This is a genomic window from Rhodococcus sp. H-CA8f (assembly GCF_002501585.1).
Classification (GTDB): domain Bacteria; phylum Actinomycetota; class Actinomycetes; order Mycobacteriales; family Mycobacteriaceae; genus Rhodococcus_F; species Rhodococcus_F erythropolis.
On record NZ_CP023720.1, the window covers coordinates 3,541,681 to 3,557,632 of the forward strand.

Below are 15,952 nucleotides of genomic sequence, written 5' to 3' on the forward strand. Positions count from 1 at the left end.
AACTAAATGTCGATGAATCGGGGAATCCGCCTCGCCGGTGACCCGAGAACCGACGGCTCCCGACGCGTTCACCAGAGGACACGCGCTTCTACAACCGCTTGCGGGACAGTCTCTTTCGTGAACCGAAACGAGAAAGTGGAAGGCTAGTCCATCAGCGTTGCTGCGACGGTTCCGCCCAGTTCATAACAACCATCGCGGACAGATTTGTCCACGCTCACAGTCACTTCGAGCGGATCCGCCACCGCGACCAACCCGAGCCCTGTCGCGAGTTTGCGCACCGACGACACGGCACCAGCAGTGTCGTTGTTGCCGTGAACCCACAGGCCGTACGGCCGATCCGACACCGCACCGAGACATTGGTAGTACGTGGTGTCGAAGAAGTACTTGAGCGCACCCGACATGTATCCGAAATTGGCGGTGGTACCGAAAAGATAGCCGTCAGCAGCGAGTACGTCGGGCACCGTCGCCGCCAACGCCGGCACCACCTTCACCTCGACGCCCTCGATCTCCGGATCGCGAGCACCGGCAAGGACTGCATCCAACAATTCGTGGGTTGTCGGCGAGGGCGAGTGGTGAACCACCAACAAAGTCTTCACACACCTGACAATACGGCGACGGGTGGCGCACCCGTCGCCGTTCACGCCTACGCCGAAACCGTTTCCGCGCTCATCGCCTTGACCAGGTCATCGGTTCGGGTGACCGAGGCGCAGCGCCCGGCCGCGTACTCGAGGGCGCCGACATGCTCGCCCAGGGAGAAGTCGGCCACCGCGTCGCCCACGAAGAAGATCTGCACGTCTTGCATGAACCCGTCCAAAGCGGTAGTCAGGCAACCGATGTGGGCATAGATTCCGGTGATGATCAGCTGGTCACGCCCACTCTCGCGCAGCCGCTCACGCAGATCCGTTTTGATGAAGGCGCTGTAGCGCCATTTTGTGAGCATCACGTCGTCCGGATGCGGAGCCAACTCGGCGATCACGTCGGTATGAGCGGGATCTGCCTTCAGACCCGGTCCCCAGAAATCCGACAGCAACGCACGCTCCTCGGGATCCTGATCTCCGGGTTGCGCGGTGTAGACGATCGGGATTCCGGCAGCTCGCGCCGACGAACGAAGCCGGTCGATGTTCGGAACCACGGTTTGGAGCGGGTCGACGCTTCGGTCGTACGCATTCACGAAATATTCCTGCATGTCGTGCAGAAGCAGCACCGCTCGGGAAGGATCGAGAGTCCAGTCGACCCGATTCTGCGGAAACTCGGTGGGCATCTCGTATCGCACTGCTGTGGGTAGCGCCATGATGAATCTCCTCGAAAATGTGGGGGTGGGAACCGATCAACTCGACAGAGTCTGTGCGGCAATCGATTCGCTGAGAACACGGCGCAAGGCCGCCTTGCTGGTCTTTCCGACGCCGGTGACGGGGAACTCGGTCACGAACTCCACTCGATCCGGAACCTTGTACGCCGCAACGCCTCGGCCTCGTATGTATCGCTTGATCTCGCCGACGGTCGGTGCATCTCCGGAAATCACCAGAACGGCGCAGGTTCGCTCGCCCAGGTACTCGTCGGGAACAGCGACGACGGCCGCATCGTGGACAGCAGGATGCGAGAGCAGGTGGTTCTCGATCTCCTCGGCGGCCACCTTCTCGCCGCCGCGGTTGATCTGGTCCTTTGCGCGGCCCTCGACAATCAGGTGTCCCGTATCGGTGACGCTGACCAGATCGCCGGTGCGATAGAAACCTTCGGCGTCGAAGACCTCGGCATTGTGCGCATCCGCCCGGTAATAGCCACGGATCGTGTACGGCCCCCGAGTCAGTAAGTGCCCCGTGGTTCCGGGCTCGACGAGCGCGCCATCGTCATCGACTACACGAACCTCGTCGTCCGGTGAAATGGGCCGGCCCTGCGTGCTGACGATCAAATCTTCCGTATCGTCGAGGCGGGTGTAGTTGACCAAACCCTCAGCCATGCCGAACACCTGCTGAAGGGTGCAGCCCAGCTCCGTGGGTACGCGTGCGGCAGCTTCGGCGCTGAACTTCGCTCCGCCGACGCCGAGAACCCGCAAGCTCGACAGGTCGTGATCTGCCTTGCTGGGGGCGGCCATCCAGGCCAATGCGATCGGTGGAACCAGCGACGCGTGCGTGACTCGCTCTGATTCGATCAGACCGAAAGCTGTGGACGGCATGGTGTCCGGCGCCAGAACCACGGTGCCGCCCGCGTGGAAGACACCGAGAATGCCCGGCGAACTCATCGGAAAATTGTGCGCAGCAGGGAGAACCACCAACATGCGCGTCGAATCGTCGACGCCGCAGATCGGGTTGGATGCCCGCACCGAGTAGAGGTAGTCGGCGTGCGTTCGCGGAATCAGCTTCGGAACACCGGTCGTGCCACCGGAAAGCTGAAGAAAGGCGACCGACAACGGATCGACGTCGGCAAGAACGGGAATCTCGTATCCGCGTAGCGAATCGAAACCGACAAACTCTTCGGGCTCGCCGGCCACGATCACAACAGGCGGAGTCTCGAGGCCTTCGTTCACCTCACGCGCCAGTGCGCGGTAGTCGAACCCGCCATGACGCTCGGCGACGATATAGGCAGCGACATCAGCGAACTGGCAGAAGTATCCGATTTCGGTTCGGCGATGCGCCGGCAACCCGAATACCGGCAGGGCGCCGAGCTTCAACACACCGAACAATGCTTCGACGTATTCCACGATGTTCGGTAGCTGCAGAAGCACACGGTCACCGGCGCGAACACCCAACCCGGACAGGCCTCCGGCCACTGCCGAACTGCGACGATCGAGGTCGCAATACGTCAGCCGTGTTTGTGCCCCGGTGGCATCGCTGCCTACTACCGCTTCGTTGTCGGGATGCCGTGCGGCCGCGGCCGTGATGAATCCGGCCAACGTCTCGTCAGTCCAGTAGCCTCGTTCCCGATAATGCGTCACCACTTCGGGTGGATACTGTGCGACAGGCGCCAAGGGCTCGCGAGCGATCCTCGATGTCATGCAAGTGACTCCTCTTCGAAAGTACTGTCAGCAAATACATCTCACGCTTTGAGCGTCGCTCCGCCGTCGACGTACAGCGCCTGCATGGTGATGTGGGCCGCCCGGTCGGACAGCAGGAAGTGCACCGAGTCCGCGATATCGTCTGCGGTGGCAAGTTTTCCGAGCGGAATGCCCAGGCGATAGCCCGCCAGATTGCCTTCGATGACCGCGTCGGCACCCGAATCGTCGGAAGGGTCCGACCACAATGACCGCTGCATCGCTGTGTCTGTGGAACCCGGAGCGACAACGTTGACACGAATCCCGTCGACAGCCAACTCCAGGCCCGCGGTTCGAACCAACATGGTGGCAGCAGCTTTGGACGAACCGTAAGCACCCATCCCGATACGTGGGACACCGGCCGCGTTGGACGAGACCACCACGATCGACCCGGCCCGACGGCGACGCATTTCCAGTCCCACACTTTGCAGCACGTTGAGCAATCCGAAGACGTTGACGCCGAATATCTTCCGCCACTGGTCTGGATCGGAGTCAAGCACCGATCCGGTGTCCAGAATTCCGGCGACGTGCGCGAGCGCGTCGATCCGGCCGAACGTGTCCATCGTGGAGGCCACTGCAGCGTCGACTGCCTGCCGATCGGTCACGTCCACGACGTGACTCTCGATATCGGCGCCTTCGACGATTGTTTCTGCCAATTCCGCAGTTACCCGCTTCAGTTCGACGTCGTCGCGATCGAGAAGCGCCAGCGAATACCCGTCGCGCGCAAGAGTCCGGGCAACTGCGGCGCCGATCCCCGCCGCAGCACCGGTGACCACGGCAATTCGGCGATCGCTCACTGCGGGCACAGCACCTGAACCCAGGCATTGATCGTCGGTTCTTCTGCCAACTCCGCGAAGTCGGCATCCGCGCCCGCTCCTCGCCAACGTTCGACGAGCGTCATCAAGCGAACCGAGTCCAGGCCTTCGTCACCCAGGTCCGCGTCGTCGCCGAGTTGTTCTGCCCTCATCGACAGAACCTCGGCGACGTCGCGCACGATCTGGTCACGGTCCACGGTGTTGCTCATCGGTCTCCTCGAGTAGTGGTCGACGCGCTCAGATCGAGCCAACCCACCCCTCGTGTCGACCCCGTCCGCACGCCATTACTTTAGGCCAGCCTAACCATAACGGTACGGAAGTACACAACCCGGATGCTCACGACACAAATTCATCCGAACTAAGGCTAGCCTCAACATAGCAAGTAATCCTGTCGAACTGGAAGGGTGTCCATGTCAGCACTCGCCGAAGTCTCCGAATTCCCGTTGCGCAACAACCGGACTGACGATGAAACGGACTCCGTTTTCCTGCTCTCACGTAGGCAAACGTCGATCCGCACTTCGGGAGTAGTCGAAGAATTCGACTCGGCCTTCGACGCCGCTGAAGCCCTCAAAACGGGGCGCATCGACTCGGTCGTCGGAGCCCTGCCGTTCTCACCGGAGACGGCGTCCGCCCTCACCGCGCCACTGAGTTTCACACGAGTCCGCGGTGATCTATATCACTCGAACGTACCGACGCTACCCACTTCGCGGGTAGCCGGATTCGAACCCAGCGCGCAGATCCACACCGACAGAGTCCGCGGCGCCATCGAACGTCTTCGAGCAGGCGAACTCGACAAAGTTGTCCTCGCACGCTCCCTGACCATCGAGGCCGAGTCCACGATCTTTCCCGCCGCTCTGGCCGAGAAACTGATTGCACTCGATCACGCGCACAACGGTTTCTGCGTCGACTTGTCCCCCGCCGGAGGAAAGTACCGCGGGCGTTCGCTGGTCGGCTCGACGCCCGAGGTTCTGATCGAACGGCGAGGCGACGTCGTCACCTGCCACCCGTTGGCGGGCTCGATTGCACGGCACCCGAATTCGGATCAGGACGAGGCGAATGCCGAGCAACTCCGCGCGTCGACCAAAGATCTCGCCGAACACGCGTTTGTCGTCGACTCCATCAGCGCGATACTCGGACCACTGTGCACATCATTCACTGCACCCAGCGCACCGGAACTCCTTCGGACACCGCAACTGTGGCACCTCGGGACCAAGATCGAAGGTGTCCTGGCCGATCCGAGCCTGACCTCGCTCGAGCTGGCAATGGCGCTGCACCCGACCCCCGCCGTCTGCGGAACACCGACGGGCGCCGCACGCGAGCACATCACCGCGACCGAAGGGGACCGCGGGTTCTACGCCGGTGCCGTGGGCTGGTGCGACCGAACCGGAGACGGCGAGTGGATGGTGGCTATTCGTTGCGCCGAGATTGCAGCAGACGGCCTCTCGGCGCGGGCGTACGCAGGCGGCGGAATCGTCGCTTCCTCCGATCCGGAAATCGAGCTGAGAGAGACCAGTACAAAATTCCGCACGTTACTCAGTGCGTTCGACCTCGCTGAACATCAGCTCTGACCAGGCATCACTTCTTCGAGGTGTTCAGGGCAATCGCGGCGTGAACGAGTGCCTTGAACGCCTTTTCGTCGACGGCTTCACCTTCGTGAAAATCGATCGCCCGTCTCGTATTGCCCTCGAGGCTGGAGTTGAAGAGACCTGAGGCGTCGTCGAGTGATGCGCCTTTGGCAAAAGTCACCTTCACTGCACTCTTGTAAGTCTCACCGGTACAGATCATTCCGGCGTGGTACCACACGGGAACTCCTCGCCACTTCCATTCCTCCACCACATCCGGATCCACCTCTTTGATCAGAGTTCGTATCCGGGAGAGCATCTCGCCCCGCCAGTCTCCGAGTTCCTCGATTCTCTGGTCGATCAACTGAGACGGGGAATCTGCGCCTTGCTTTTCGGAATCACGCTTCGCCATCGCTTCGTCACTTCCTGCTCGTTGCCGCCGATCTCCGGTGAGTCGAGTATCCCCTCCTGCACCAACATTCACTCAGCGAATCACTGACGCATCACGACGTCTCGGCAAGCGCGATTTCTTGGAATTCGGACAAAGTGAGACGGACGTCCAGTATTCTCTGGGCACTGAGTCCCGATTCTTCGGCCCGGAGGACTGCATCGTGATGTGGAATCGCCCGCTCGCCCATTCAGTCGCTGCGGCTGCCGGATCGGTTCTTCTCGCCGCCGCAGTCGTCGGCGTTCACACTGTTCCGGCGGCGGCGCAACAGGCCCCGCGCGTCTTCGACGTACTGTGCACACCCACCGATGAAGGCCTTTCCGAGCTGTCCGGACTCACCGTCACCGCGGCCGGGATATACGCAATCGGCGACAGCGGCTCCGATGATCGAGTCGCCGAACTCGATTCGAACTGCCACGTTCAGCGCTGGATCAGCGTGGGCACCCCTCGTGTCGATGTCGAGGATCTCTCGTCGACTCCCGACGGCCACCTGTGGCTGGCAGACATCGGCGACAACAACGCGGTACGAACGTCGATCGGGCTGATCGAACTCGATCCGACTTCAGGTGCCGCGACCTCCTACCCCCTGGTTTATCCGGACGGGGCGCACGATGCCGAGACACTGCTGATCCAGAGCAACGGGCTTCCCGTCATCGTCACCAAGGATTACCTGGGCGCAAGCGTGGTCTACACAACCGCTGAACGACAGCAGGTTCAGGATCTGAGTGCGGCGTCGCCGACCATGTTGGCCAAGGTAGGTCAGCTCAGATTTACTCCCACCCTCACTTCCGGTGGACCGGTCCCCCACGCCGGAACGATGGCTGTCACCGGAGGCGCCGTGAGCAAAGACGGCACGGTGGTAGCGCTGCGCACCTACACCGATGTCTACCTCTACACAGCTCCCGACGGTGATCTCGCGAAAGCCTTGACCACCAAGCCGATTCGTGTGCCCCTTCCCGACGAGCCACAAGGTGAAGCGATCGCGTTCGACGCGGCCGGTGATCTGATCAGTGGCTCCGAGGCATACCAAGGGCCGCTGCCTCCGCTCCGAATTCTTCGAGGCGCCAGTGACATCGCGCTCTCGGGCGGAACCACAAGCTCTCTCGGGTCGTAGTCGATTCACGTCTCGGGAAAGCGGACAGGCGCCGCTATCATGGCCGAGTGAACAAACAACTTCGAGCAACAGTGGCGATCTCGACAGTTCTCGCGCTGGCTTCGTGCGCGAATTCTCTCGAAGGAACACCTCGACCGGATGCGTTTGTTCCGAGCGTAGACAATCCGGATCCGTCCGAATCCATCGACGGAGTTGTCACGGTCGACTACCCGGCAGCTCAACACGTACGGCCGAACGAACGTGTGGCGTACACACATTCACCGCCCTTCGGTGGTCGCCATGATTCGGTCTGGGCAAACTGCACCGGAGTTGTCTACCCGCAAGCCATTCGAACCGAGAATGCGGTCCATTCCCTCGAGCACGGTGCAGTGTGGATCACGTACAACCCCGACCTGGTCTCGAGTGAGGATCAGGCGCGCTTGGCACAGCGAGTCGAAGGCATGAGCTACACCTTGATGTCGCCGTATCCGACCCTGGATTCGCCGATTTCGCTGCAGTCCTGGGGCCGTCAACTCAAACTCGACAACGCTGAGGACGCTCGCATCGATCAATTCGTCTCGGCGCTACGAGTCAACCCGAACACGTATCCCGAAGTGGGCGCGACGTGTTCGGTGCCGATGACTAGCTTCGACCCGAACAACCCGCCGCCATTCGACCCCACCACTCCGGATCCGTCTTCTCCCGCAACAGTTCCGGAGCGGTAGCATCCCAGCAGACCCCTGTTCCTAGCAGGGAGAAACTACTTGCCTCGCGACCGACGTTCCAGTTCCACTGCGCGGCGCATGGTTTCCCGCGCCCGGCTTCGGTCACCGGCATAGTCGTAGGCGCGAGCGAGTCGGAAGTTCTGCTTCCAGTTGTCCGGGTCTGCTTCCCAGTCGACCTTGATCTGAGCGAACAACTCGTCGGCAGCCGCCCGCTCGATCCGGCCCGAAGGCAATTTCGGAAGTGAAGACGCATCGACAGCGAGGCCCTCGTCGTAAATCTGCTGTGCGAGGCGTTGGTGTGTGAAGCCGGCACGAAGAGTGGCGATGACGAGCCACAGCCCCAGGAACGGCAGGATCAGCACGCCGATCCCGAGACCGATCGCGGCGCCGCCTCCGTCTTGGATGAGCTGGATTCCGCGTTGGCCGAGCAGCACGAAGTACACCGCGAGCGCGATACAGATCGCAACGATCAGCGCGAGGGTGCGGGTGGTCTTGTTCATAGATCGAGGAAGGAATCGATACCGACCGTCAGGCCTGGACGCGAGCCGATCTGGCGGACACCGAGCAGAACGCCCGGCGCGAACGAATTCCGGTCGATCGAGTCGTGGCGAATGGTCAGCGTCTCGCCCTGAGTTCCGAGAATCACTTCCTGATGCGCGACCAGTCCGGCCATCCGCACGGAGTGAACCCGGACGCCGTCGACGTCGGCGCCGCGCGCACCCTCGAGCTCGGTCGTGGTGGCGTCAGGGCTGCGTCCGACGCCTGCTTCCGCGCGAGCTTCGGCGATCATGGCGGCCGTTCGGTATGCGGTGCCCGAGGGAGCATCTGCCTTGTTGGGGTGGTGAAGTTCGATGACCTCGACGGAATCGAAGAAGCGCGCCGCGGCAGCCGAGAAGCGCATCAACAACACAGCACCGATAGCGAAGTTCGGGGCGATCAGAACACCCGTTGCAGGCTGCTCGTCGAGCCAGGACTGCACAGTCGCAAGCCTGGACTCGTCGAAACCGGTGGTGCCGATCACGGCGTGAATTCCGTTGGCCACGAGGAATTCCAGATTTCCCATGACGACGTCGGGGTGCGTGAAATCGACGACTACCTGAGTGCGGGTGTCGACGAACGTCTCGATGCGATCACCGGTATCGACCTGAGCGACAAGTTCCAGATCGGGAGCAGCTTCCACTGCCTCGCAGATCGCTCGACCGACCTTGCCCTTGGCTCCCAGAACCCCGACCCTGATGGGTGCTGCACTCACGTCTTCCACGCTCCGTCCGATGCATTGTTTGAGGTGAAGCCTACGCAATCGTGCCGATGCGCTCACCATCAGTCGGGCAGGAGTTATGTCACCACTGGCACACTGGACGTAGTGAGCAACCGTCCGCAAGTCCGCGAAACCGGCAACCTTCGACCACTCGAGTTGGCAACGGGTGCCGTCATGGCCGGATTCACGGTCGCGTTGTCCGTCATTGCCACGGTCATCCCCATGGCCAGCGCCCTCAACCTCGTGGCCGCCGTTCCGATGGGAATTGTTGCCCAGCGCTTTCGAGTCCGCGCCGTGATGACGGCCGGCGTCTCGGCTACTGCGGTCGCTTTCGTCGCAGCGGGTTCGGGATCTGCGGCGGCGGTCGCGCTGAGCGCTCTCCTCGGCGGAATCATCGGTACGGTCAAGCGGCGCGGTCTCGGCTTCATCTCCGCGTTGCTGTCGTCGCTTGTCATCGGACCCGCGCTGGCGTTGTTCTCCATAGTCCTGTTGCTTGTTCTCGCGCCCCTGCGCACCTTGTTGTTGACCTCGCTGGAGAACACCGCGCTGGGCGTGGCCGCAATCTTGAAGCGTGCCCCGACGCTGGTCGGCGCAGCCGAATGGATCGAGAACAGCATCGGCTCGATCATCGACTACTGGTGGTTGTGGATCGGCCTGTCGATCAGCTCCGGAATCGTCCTCAGCACCGTCGTCTCCTATTTTGTCCTCGGTGCCGTCCTCGATCGATTGGCCGCACTCCCCTCGGCCGACCCGCTCCAGACAGCTCCCGACGACCGTCCGATCGACCCGCTACCGGTCACTTTCGATCACGTGGGCTTCACCTATCCGGGTGCATCGACGCCGGCGCTCGTCGACGTCAACTTCACGGTCCGACGAGGAGAGTTCGTCACCGTCGTCGGCCACAACGGCTCGGGCAAGTCCACACTCACCCGGTTGCTCGCCGGTCGCGCACCGACCGTCGGGACCCTGACGAGGCCCGGGTCCGCCGGTCTCGGTCGACACGGAGGAACCGCCGTCGTCCTCCAACGTCCCGAGAGCCAGATCCTCGGAACCCGCGTCGCCGATGACGTCGTCTGGGGGCTTCCGCCCGAGTCGCATCCCGACGTCGATGCACTGCTGGCCGAGGTGGGACTCGCGGGCATGGGCATGCGCGAGACCTCAGGGCTGTCCGGCGGCGAGATGCAACGTCTGGCGGTTGCTGCCGCTCTGGCTCGTCGCCCCGCTCTGCTGATCGCGGACGAAGCCACCGCGATGGTCGATCAGGCCGGCCGGGAGGAATTGGTCTCGCTCCTCGCCGAACTGCCCCGGCGCCATCCGATGGCCGTGGTTCTGGTCACCCATCACCACGCCGACACCCGCAACTCAGATCGGGTGATTCAACTACAACGCGGACGGCAGATCGATCACCAACCCGGTTGGATGACGTCGACGTTCGCGGGTCCGCCGTCTGCGCCGTGGCCGGCCGGCACTCGAACGGTCCTCCAACTCACCGATGTCACCCACACCTACAACGACCGGACTCCGTGGTCGCGGCGCGCACTCTCGGACGTGAATCTGACCATCGGAGACGGGGACGGACTACTGGTCCTGGGCGGCAACGGTTCCGGTAAATCGACCCTGGCCTGGATCATGGCGGGCTTGATCGCACCGAGCCGGGGAACCGCGGTCTTCGACGGCAAACCCGTCTCGCGTCAGCTCGGCACTGTCGGTCTGACGTTCCAACACTCGAGGCTGCAGCTGCAACGCCGAACCGTCGCCGAAGACATCGAGGCCGCCGGTGGTCCGGAGATCGGATCGGTGCAAGTCTCCTGGGCGCTCGACGCCGTCGGACTCGACCGTCACATCGCCGGCCGCAGTATCGACGAGTTGAGCGGCGGACAGATGCGACGCGTCGTACTGGCCGGTCTCCTCGTCCGCCAACCCCGAGTACTCATCCTCGACGAACCATTGGCCGGGCTCGATCCACCCGGCCGACACGAAATCCTGAACGTACTCAGGTGGATTCGTCGGAACGGAACCGCAGTAGTCGTCATCTCCCACGATGTCGACGGCATGGACGCCGTCTGCAGCAGAACAATTCGACTGTCGCAGGGTCGCATCCTCGACCCTGCCGCCAGCAGCGCCTTGGAAGGATCGACGACGTGACAACACTTCTGCGCGAAGTCCCGACTTCATCGCCGATCCACCGATTGTGGGCCGGAACGAAGATCGTTGCCGTCGTTCTCGTCAGCATCGTGGTCGTGGCCGCGCCGTCCTGGCCGGCGATCGGCGTCGTACTGGGATTGTTGTTGCTGACCGCGGTGATCGGACGCATCCCCCCGACTGCAGTTCCCCGACCTCCGTGGTGGTTGTGGGCGCTGATCCTGCTCGGCGCGTTGATCAACCTTCCGATCGGCATCGACGCGGTGTTCATCTACCTGCAAGCTGTGACGTTCGGTCTTGTATTGCTCTGCGTCTCACTGATGTTGGCGTGGACCACGTCGATGAGCGACGTGGCGCCGGCACTGGCAACGCTCGGTAGACCGCTGCGAATATTCAAGATCCCGGTCGACGAGTGGGCCATCGCGACCGCCCTCTGCATTCGTTCACTTCCGCTGTTGATCGACGAGATGCTCACCCTGGTAGCGGCGCGACGACTGCGCCCGAAAGCTGTGGTGAACAGCGCGGCCGACAATTCGATAGTCGACCTGATCACCACAACCATGTCCGTGGCAATTCGGCGGTCTGCCGAAATGGGCGAAGCAATCTCCGCTCGCGGGGGCACTGGACTGATTGCGGCGTACCCCAAGCGCCCTCAGCTCGCCGACCTGTTCGCACTGACCGTCGTCATCGCCGCGTGCGTCAGTGCCGTTGCTTTGACGATAGTCCTGCGCTGATCGGGTCATCGCTGACAGAATTTGCCTGGGCGATGATCGCAGAACCCATCCAGCGCCTTAGGTATCGCCGCAGTTCCTCATCGCTCCGCGGTGGGTCGCCAGGCGCGAGGAAAAACGACTGCATCGTCCGCAGGACGTATTCGACCAGTTCCTGAAGTGACGCGTCGTCGTAGCCGTAATGCACCCAGTCCACGTCGAAGCGGTTGATCATCGCCATTCCGAAGGCTTGCGCCTCCTGCGAGGTCAGACCCTCCGGGTGCAGACTCGTATTCGTGCTTGTGAGAAGGATGCCGAGATGCGGTGTTCGGTGGACCTGAGTCAGTGTGTAGAGAACACCCTCGGTCATCGCCTCGACGGGATCTTCGATGCCGCTCACGTGTGTGGTGAGTCGATCGAGGTAGCCGTCGACCGACGCGATCGCCGCTGCCCGCATCAGAGCGTCGGCGCTGGGGAAGTATCGATACACGGTCTGCCGGATCACGCCCAGTGACTCCGCGACGTCGCCGATGCTGATTTCCGAACTCGTCCGTCCGATCAGCTCGACTGCGGCCTCGACAATTCGACGTGACGCATCTTCGTCGTTGTCCGGTGGATTGCCGCCCCACCCACGCCTTCGTGCCACTGCCCACTTCCTCGCTCGAACGAGGCTCGAACCATGTCTTTGCGCTCGAAGTCCAAGAGCCACAGGCTAACACAGGCAGGTTTTGCATCTGCGTCCCTCGAATTCACGTTCGTCATCGAAAGTGAACATACAACTGCACACCAATATGTATGATTACTGCCACAAGTGGCTTCGAGTGCCAGAGCGGCCACCTGACCAGCCCCTCCGAAAGACGAGGTTCGACAAGTGACCAACCTTCAGCCCCGAAAGATGGATTTCGGATTCGAGGATCATGACGTTCCCTTCCTGTGGAACCCGGAGAATCCGGCCTGGTCGAGCATGTCCAACGCGGTCTCGTTCCTGGCCATCGGTTTCGAGAAAATGATCGTGAAGATGATCATGCAAACCAAGTCGCGGATCAGCGATCCGGAGGTCGCCGAGGAAGCCGTGGCATTCATGCGTCAAGAAGGCCACCACTCGACCGCCCACCGCCAACATGTGAAAGCTCTGATCAGGCGATACCCCGGACTGCAGAACACACTCGACGCCGTGATCGGTGAATTCGATCTGCTCACCGAGGCGACCTCGTTGAACTACCGGCTCGCGTACACCGCAGATCTGGAGGCGACCTTCACACCGGTGTTCAAACTGATGCTCGACAACGAGGCGACCTTGTTCCGTCCGGGAGACGACCGCGTCGCGTCACTGTTCATCTGGCACTTCGTCGAGGAGGTCGAGCATCGCAGCTCGGCACTGATCATCTTCAATTCCGTTGTCGGAAGCGAGCTTTACCGGATGCGAATGGCGCCGTCGATCTTCGCGCACGTCATGAAGGTGATTCGCATCGCCTGTGCAGGGTTCAACCAGCACGTTCCACTCTCCGAACGGCAAGTCGACTCACTGTCGATGTTCGCCATGCACCGCACCAAGCAGAAGATTCTGACGTCGTTTGCGCCCTACCTGACCAAGGGCACCATGCCCCGCGCCTTCGATCACCTACAACTCGGCGAACAACTCGTCGCGCTCGGCGGTGTCTTCCGCAGCCAGATGCCCAATCACAACCCGGACCACGAGAAGCTCCCCGCACTGGCCGACCAGTGGTTCAAGCGTTACGACGACGGCTACGACTGCACACGCTGGTACACCGCTGAATCTCAGGCACAAGAGTCGATCACGTCAGGGGCCAACTGATGGCAGAGCACTGCTCCCCCACGTTTGCCCAACTGGCAACAGAACTCGGTTTCTCCTGTCAGGAAGCAGGTGGACTCGTCGAGTTCCGTAACCCGGCGGCCCTCGAGAACTGGACCCTGCCCGTACTCGAATGGACGATCATCGTCGGCTCGGTACTCGCACTGGTCTTGGCGATCGTGCGACTGCGCCGCAACGGCGACCCCACCAACCTGGTCCTTTGGTTCGGCGCCACCGCCTACCTGTTCATCATCGAGCCTCCGCTGTACTTCCCGGCAGCCTTCGGCATCGAAGAACAAGTGGACACGATGTTCGCGCACAACGTGTTCACCGTCGACTTCATGTGGGGTCGACTGCCGCTGTACATCATTGCCATCTACCCGCTCATGGCGACGTTGGCCTTCGAAATAGTCAGAATGCTCGGCGTTTTCCGCAAATACGGTCCACTGCTGGGCGCAGTCTGCGTCGGCTTCGTCCACCATGCGTTCTACGAAATCTTCGATCACCTCGGACCCCAGTTGCGGTGGTGGGAGTGGTCGACGTCGAACCCGATCAACCAACCCATGTTCGACGCGGTTCCACTCCCCAGCGTGGTCGTCTTCGCCGCTCTGTGGCCGATGTCGTTGGCATTCTGCGTCCAGTACTTCGTCGGACGGCATGTCGATGCCGGCAAGCACTTCTCCGGGCTTCAGTTGGTTTGGCGCACCATCGTGATCGGCCTGCTGGCATCGCTGGGCACGTTCATTCTCCCGCTCCCGGCGACGGTCTTCGGGATGGGCAGTGACACCGTTCGTGGGTTCCTCTATGCGGCAGAACTCGCCGTCCTCACAGTGGTCGCGATCGTGGTTCTCGTCCGCCAGTGGAGAAACCTGCGCTCGGCAGAATCGAACGCTCCTGCACACACCAACAGGTTCGTCCAGATTTACAGCGTGGTGTACCTGGTTGTCATGGCCGTACTGTGGGCGAGTGCGCTTCCGGACTTCTTCGACGCAGTCGAAGGTTCCACCAGCGCTGGAGATCCCATCGGGAACCTGTGGTACACACTGGCGTGCTTCGTCATCGCAATCCTGTGTGTGAGCGCAACTTTCACCATTCCGAAGAGGAACTCCGTCGTCGACGACGACGCTGAACTTCTCGGGGCAAACTCAACGACTCCGGCCAGCTAGGTCGACCGGGACGAGACCTCTCGGGTCTCGTCCCGGTTTGTCGGTATCCCGAGACAACGGCGTCACGGGACGCGGTGAGTCCACGCTTCGGTGCTGAACTTCGTGTCCACCAGCTTGCGCGCCTGCTCCAACTCCGAGTCCGTGTAGTCGCTGTCACGGGTGTCGTACTGGCCGCGGAAGTGCTGCGCAAACGACTCCAGGATCGCTGCACGCGTCATTCCGGTTTGAGAACGCAGCGGATCGACCCGCTTGGCTGCGCTCTTGGTTCCCTTGTCCGACATCTTCTCTCGCCCGATTCGCAGCACCTGCGTCATCTTCTCCGCATCGATGTCGTAGGCCATGGTCACGTGATGGAGCACGGTGCCGGACGCGAATCGCTTCTGAGCGGCGCCGGCTATCTTGCCCTTGTCCGAGGCGATGTCGTTGAGCGGCACGTACCGAGCGTTGATACCCACCTCGGCCAGCGCTCCCATCACCCACTGATCGAGAAACGCGTAGGACTGCTCGAAACTCAAACCTTCGACCAACGACGCCGGTACTGCCAACGAGTACGTGATGCAGTTGCCAGGTTCCATGAACATCGCGCCGCCACCGGAGATTCGGCGCACCACGCCGATGCCGTGCCGCTCAGCAGCCTCGGAGTCGACCTCGTTACGCACGGATTGGAACGATCCGATCACGACCAAGGGCGAGTCCCAGTCCCAGAATCGCAGTGTCGGCGGACGCTCACCCGATGCCACCTCACGCGCGATGACCTCGTCCAGCGCGACGTGCATCGCTGGGTCCAGAACCACCGGTGGGATGAGGTCGAACGTGTGATCCGCCCAACTCGTGGCGTGACCGAGTGCGCGCCGGATCGCAATACCGACCGACTGCGGCGTGAAGCCGATCATCGAGACGGACTCGTCGAGCGCACTGGAGATAGCTTGTGCCAACTGTTCTGCATCCGAGTCGGCTGGCATTCCGCGCAACGCCGCGTTGATGTCGTCGAGCGCACTGTCGGGCTCGAGGAAGAAGTCCCCCGAGACTGCGACTTCGGCCAGCCGACCGTCCGCCACCTCGACGTCGACCGCGACCAGTTTTCCACCAGGAACCTTGTACTCTCCACGCATTCGTCCAGCCTATCCCTGTGCGATTCTCTGCGGTGAGCGCCGTCGAAGATCACACCGCGCGCGCAGTGCGCATCGGTTCG

At 62.0% G+C, this 15,952-nt stretch carries 17 protein-coding genes; 7 read left to right on the plus strand and 10 right to left on the minus strand.

What is annotated here, in order from left to right; genetic code table 11:
- Positions 1 to 143: 143 nt before the first annotated feature.
- From CPI83_RS16410 to CPI83_RS16430, 5 genes are read right to left on the minus strand one after another with little or no spacing between them, the layout of a single operon-like run.
- Positions 144 to 596, minus strand: a complete 453-nt coding sequence (locus CPI83_RS16410; protein WP_019748153.1) for a flavodoxin family protein — start codon at positions 594 to 596, stop codon at positions 144 to 146.
- Positions 597 to 643: 47 nt separating this feature from the next.
- Positions 644 to 1,291, minus strand: coding sequence for an isochorismatase family protein (locus CPI83_RS16415; RefSeq protein ID WP_019748152.1), 648 nt, complete (start codon positions 1,289 to 1,291; stop codon positions 644 to 646).
- A gap of 36 nt (positions 1,292 to 1,327) precedes the next feature.
- On the minus strand, positions 1,328 to 2,992 hold the full coding sequence (locus CPI83_RS16420; RefSeq protein WP_097387434.1) for an AMP-binding protein: 1,665 nt from the start codon (positions 2,990 to 2,992) through the stop codon (positions 1,328 to 1,330).
- Positions 2,993 to 3,033: 41 nt separating this feature from the next.
- Complete coding sequence (locus tag CPI83_RS16425) at positions 3,034 to 3,834, minus strand: 2,3-dihydro-2,3-dihydroxybenzoate dehydrogenase (RefSeq protein ID WP_021344032.1); 801 nt, start codon at positions 3,832 to 3,834, stop codon at positions 3,034 to 3,036.
- Positions 3,822 to 4,052 (minus strand): phosphopantetheine-binding protein, encoded by a 231-nt coding sequence (locus tag CPI83_RS16430; protein ID WP_003942230.1) that lies wholly within the window; start codon positions 4,050 to 4,052, stop codon positions 3,822 to 3,824. The genes CPI83_RS16425 and CPI83_RS16430 overlap by 13 nt, the downstream gene beginning before the upstream one ends.
- Before the next feature lie 201 nt (positions 4,053 to 4,253).
- Between CPI83_RS16430 and CPI83_RS16435 the strand changes: the two genes are divergently transcribed.
- Positions 4,254 to 5,411, plus strand: coding sequence for an isochorismate synthase (locus CPI83_RS16435; RefSeq protein WP_097387435.1), 1,158 nt, complete (start codon positions 4,254 to 4,256; stop codon positions 5,409 to 5,411).
- 7 nt (positions 5,412 to 5,418) lie between these two features.
- Here CPI83_RS16435 and CPI83_RS16440 read toward each other — a convergent pair whose 3' ends face one another.
- On the minus strand, positions 5,419 to 5,817 hold the full coding sequence (locus CPI83_RS16440; RefSeq protein WP_020907486.1) for a DUF1801 domain-containing protein: 399 nt from the start codon (positions 5,815 to 5,817) through the stop codon (positions 5,419 to 5,421).
- A 202-nt stretch (positions 5,818 to 6,019) separates the two neighbouring features.
- Here CPI83_RS16440 and CPI83_RS16445 point away from each other — a divergent pair, with 202 nt between their 5' ends.
- On the plus strand, positions 6,020 to 6,967 hold the full coding sequence (locus CPI83_RS16445) for a hypothetical protein (protein WP_153211302.1): 948 nt from the start codon (positions 6,020 to 6,022) through the stop codon (positions 6,965 to 6,967).
- 47 nt (positions 6,968 to 7,014) lie between these two features.
- Positions 7,015 to 7,671 (plus strand): DUF3105 domain-containing protein, encoded by a 657-nt coding sequence (locus CPI83_RS16450; RefSeq protein ID WP_019748146.1) that lies wholly within the window; start codon positions 7,015 to 7,017, stop codon positions 7,669 to 7,671.
- A 35-nt stretch (positions 7,672 to 7,706) separates the two neighbouring features.
- Here the strand turns inward: CPI83_RS16450 and CPI83_RS16455 are convergent, their stop codons facing one another.
- Complete coding sequence (locus tag CPI83_RS16455) at positions 7,707 to 8,171, minus strand: hypothetical protein (protein ID WP_042951715.1); 465 nt, start codon at positions 8,169 to 8,171, stop codon at positions 7,707 to 7,709.
- Positions 8,168 to 8,932, minus strand: coding sequence for a 4-hydroxy-tetrahydrodipicolinate reductase (gene dapB / locus CPI83_RS16460; RefSeq protein ID WP_019748144.1), 765 nt, complete (start codon positions 8,930 to 8,932; stop codon positions 8,168 to 8,170). Before dapB ends, CPI83_RS16455 begins: the two co-directional genes overlap by 4 nt.
- Before the next feature lie 102 nt (positions 8,933 to 9,034).
- Here dapB and CPI83_RS16465 point away from each other — a divergent pair, with 102 nt between their 5' ends.
- Both CPI83_RS16465 and CPI83_RS16470 read left to right on the plus strand, forming a co-directional pair.
- The gene (locus tag CPI83_RS16465; protein ID WP_097387436.1) at positions 9,035 to 11,074 is read left to right on the plus strand and encodes an ATP-binding cassette domain-containing protein; all 2,040 of its coding nucleotides are present in this window, start codon (positions 9,035 to 9,037) and stop codon (positions 11,072 to 11,074) included.
- Complete coding sequence (locus CPI83_RS16470; protein ID WP_020907480.1) at positions 11,071 to 11,805, plus strand: energy-coupling factor transporter transmembrane protein EcfT; 735 nt, start codon at positions 11,071 to 11,073, stop codon at positions 11,803 to 11,805. Before CPI83_RS16465 ends, CPI83_RS16470 begins: the two co-directional genes overlap by 4 nt.
- On the opposite strand, the gene CPI83_RS16475 is transcribed toward CPI83_RS16470, so the two are convergent.
- On the minus strand, positions 11,771 to 12,427 hold the full coding sequence (locus CPI83_RS16475; RefSeq protein WP_097387437.1) for a TetR/AcrR family transcriptional regulator: 657 nt from the start codon (positions 12,425 to 12,427) through the stop codon (positions 11,771 to 11,773). The genes CPI83_RS16470 and CPI83_RS16475 overlap by 35 nt on opposite strands.
- A 225-nt stretch (positions 12,428 to 12,652) precedes the next feature.
- On the opposite strand from CPI83_RS16475, the gene CPI83_RS16480 reads away from it, so the two are divergent.
- Together CPI83_RS16480 and CPI83_RS16485 are read left to right on the plus strand one after the other, a co-directional pair.
- On the plus strand, positions 12,653 to 13,597 hold the full coding sequence (locus CPI83_RS16480) for a metal-dependent hydrolase (RefSeq protein ID WP_029255210.1): 945 nt from the start codon (positions 12,653 to 12,655) through the stop codon (positions 13,595 to 13,597).
- Positions 13,597 to 14,760: a hypothetical protein gene (locus CPI83_RS16485; protein ID WP_019748139.1), complete on the plus strand. Its 1,164-nt coding sequence runs from the start codon at positions 13,597 to 13,599 to the stop codon at positions 14,758 to 14,760. The genes CPI83_RS16480 and CPI83_RS16485 overlap by 1 nt, the downstream gene beginning before the upstream one ends.
- A gap of 62 nt (positions 14,761 to 14,822) precedes the next feature.
- Here the strand turns inward: CPI83_RS16485 and CPI83_RS16490 are convergent, their stop codons facing one another.
- Complete coding sequence (locus tag CPI83_RS16490) at positions 14,823 to 15,872, minus strand: biotin/lipoate A/B protein ligase family protein (protein ID WP_097387438.1); 1,050 nt, start codon at positions 15,870 to 15,872, stop codon at positions 14,823 to 14,825.
- Positions 15,873 to 15,952 lie beyond the last annotated feature (80 nt).

What these genes read in the sequence shown, in the direction of transcription:
- CPI83_RS16490 (WP_097387438.1), bottom strand. Translation starts at nt 15,872, where the DNA reads ATGCGTGGAGAGTACAAGGTTCCTGGTGGAAAACTGGTCGCGGTCGAC.
- CPI83_RS16455 (WP_042951715.1), bottom strand. Translation starts at nt 8,171, where the DNA reads ATGAACAAGACCACCCGCACCCTCGCGCTGATCGTTGCGATCTGTATC.
- CPI83_RS16440 (WP_020907486.1), bottom strand. Translation starts at nt 5,817, where the DNA reads ATGGCGAAGCGTGATTCCGAAAAGCAAGGCGCAGATTCCCCGTCTCAG.
- CPI83_RS16415 (WP_019748152.1), bottom strand. Translation starts at nt 1,291, where the DNA reads ATGGCGCTACCCACAGCAGTGCGATACGAGATGCCCACCGAGTTTCCG.
- CPI83_RS16435 (WP_097387435.1), top strand. Translation starts at nt 4,254, where the DNA reads ATGTCAGCACTCGCCGAAGTCTCCGAATTCCCGTTGCGCAACAACCGG.
- CPI83_RS16445 (WP_153211302.1), top strand. Translation starts at nt 6,020, where the DNA reads ATGTGGAATCGCCCGCTCGCCCATTCAGTCGCTGCGGCTGCCGGATCG.
- CPI83_RS16420 (WP_097387434.1), bottom strand. Translation starts at nt 2,992, where the DNA reads ATGACATCGAGGATCGCTCGCGAGCCCTTGGCGCCTGTCGCACAGTAT.
- CPI83_RS16485 (WP_019748139.1), top strand. Translation starts at nt 13,597, where the DNA reads ATGGCAGAGCACTGCTCCCCCACGTTTGCCCAACTGGCAACAGAACTC.
- CPI83_RS16430 (WP_003942230.1), bottom strand. Translation starts at nt 4,052, where the DNA reads ATGAGCAACACCGTGGACCGTGACCAGATCGTGCGCGACGTCGCCGAG.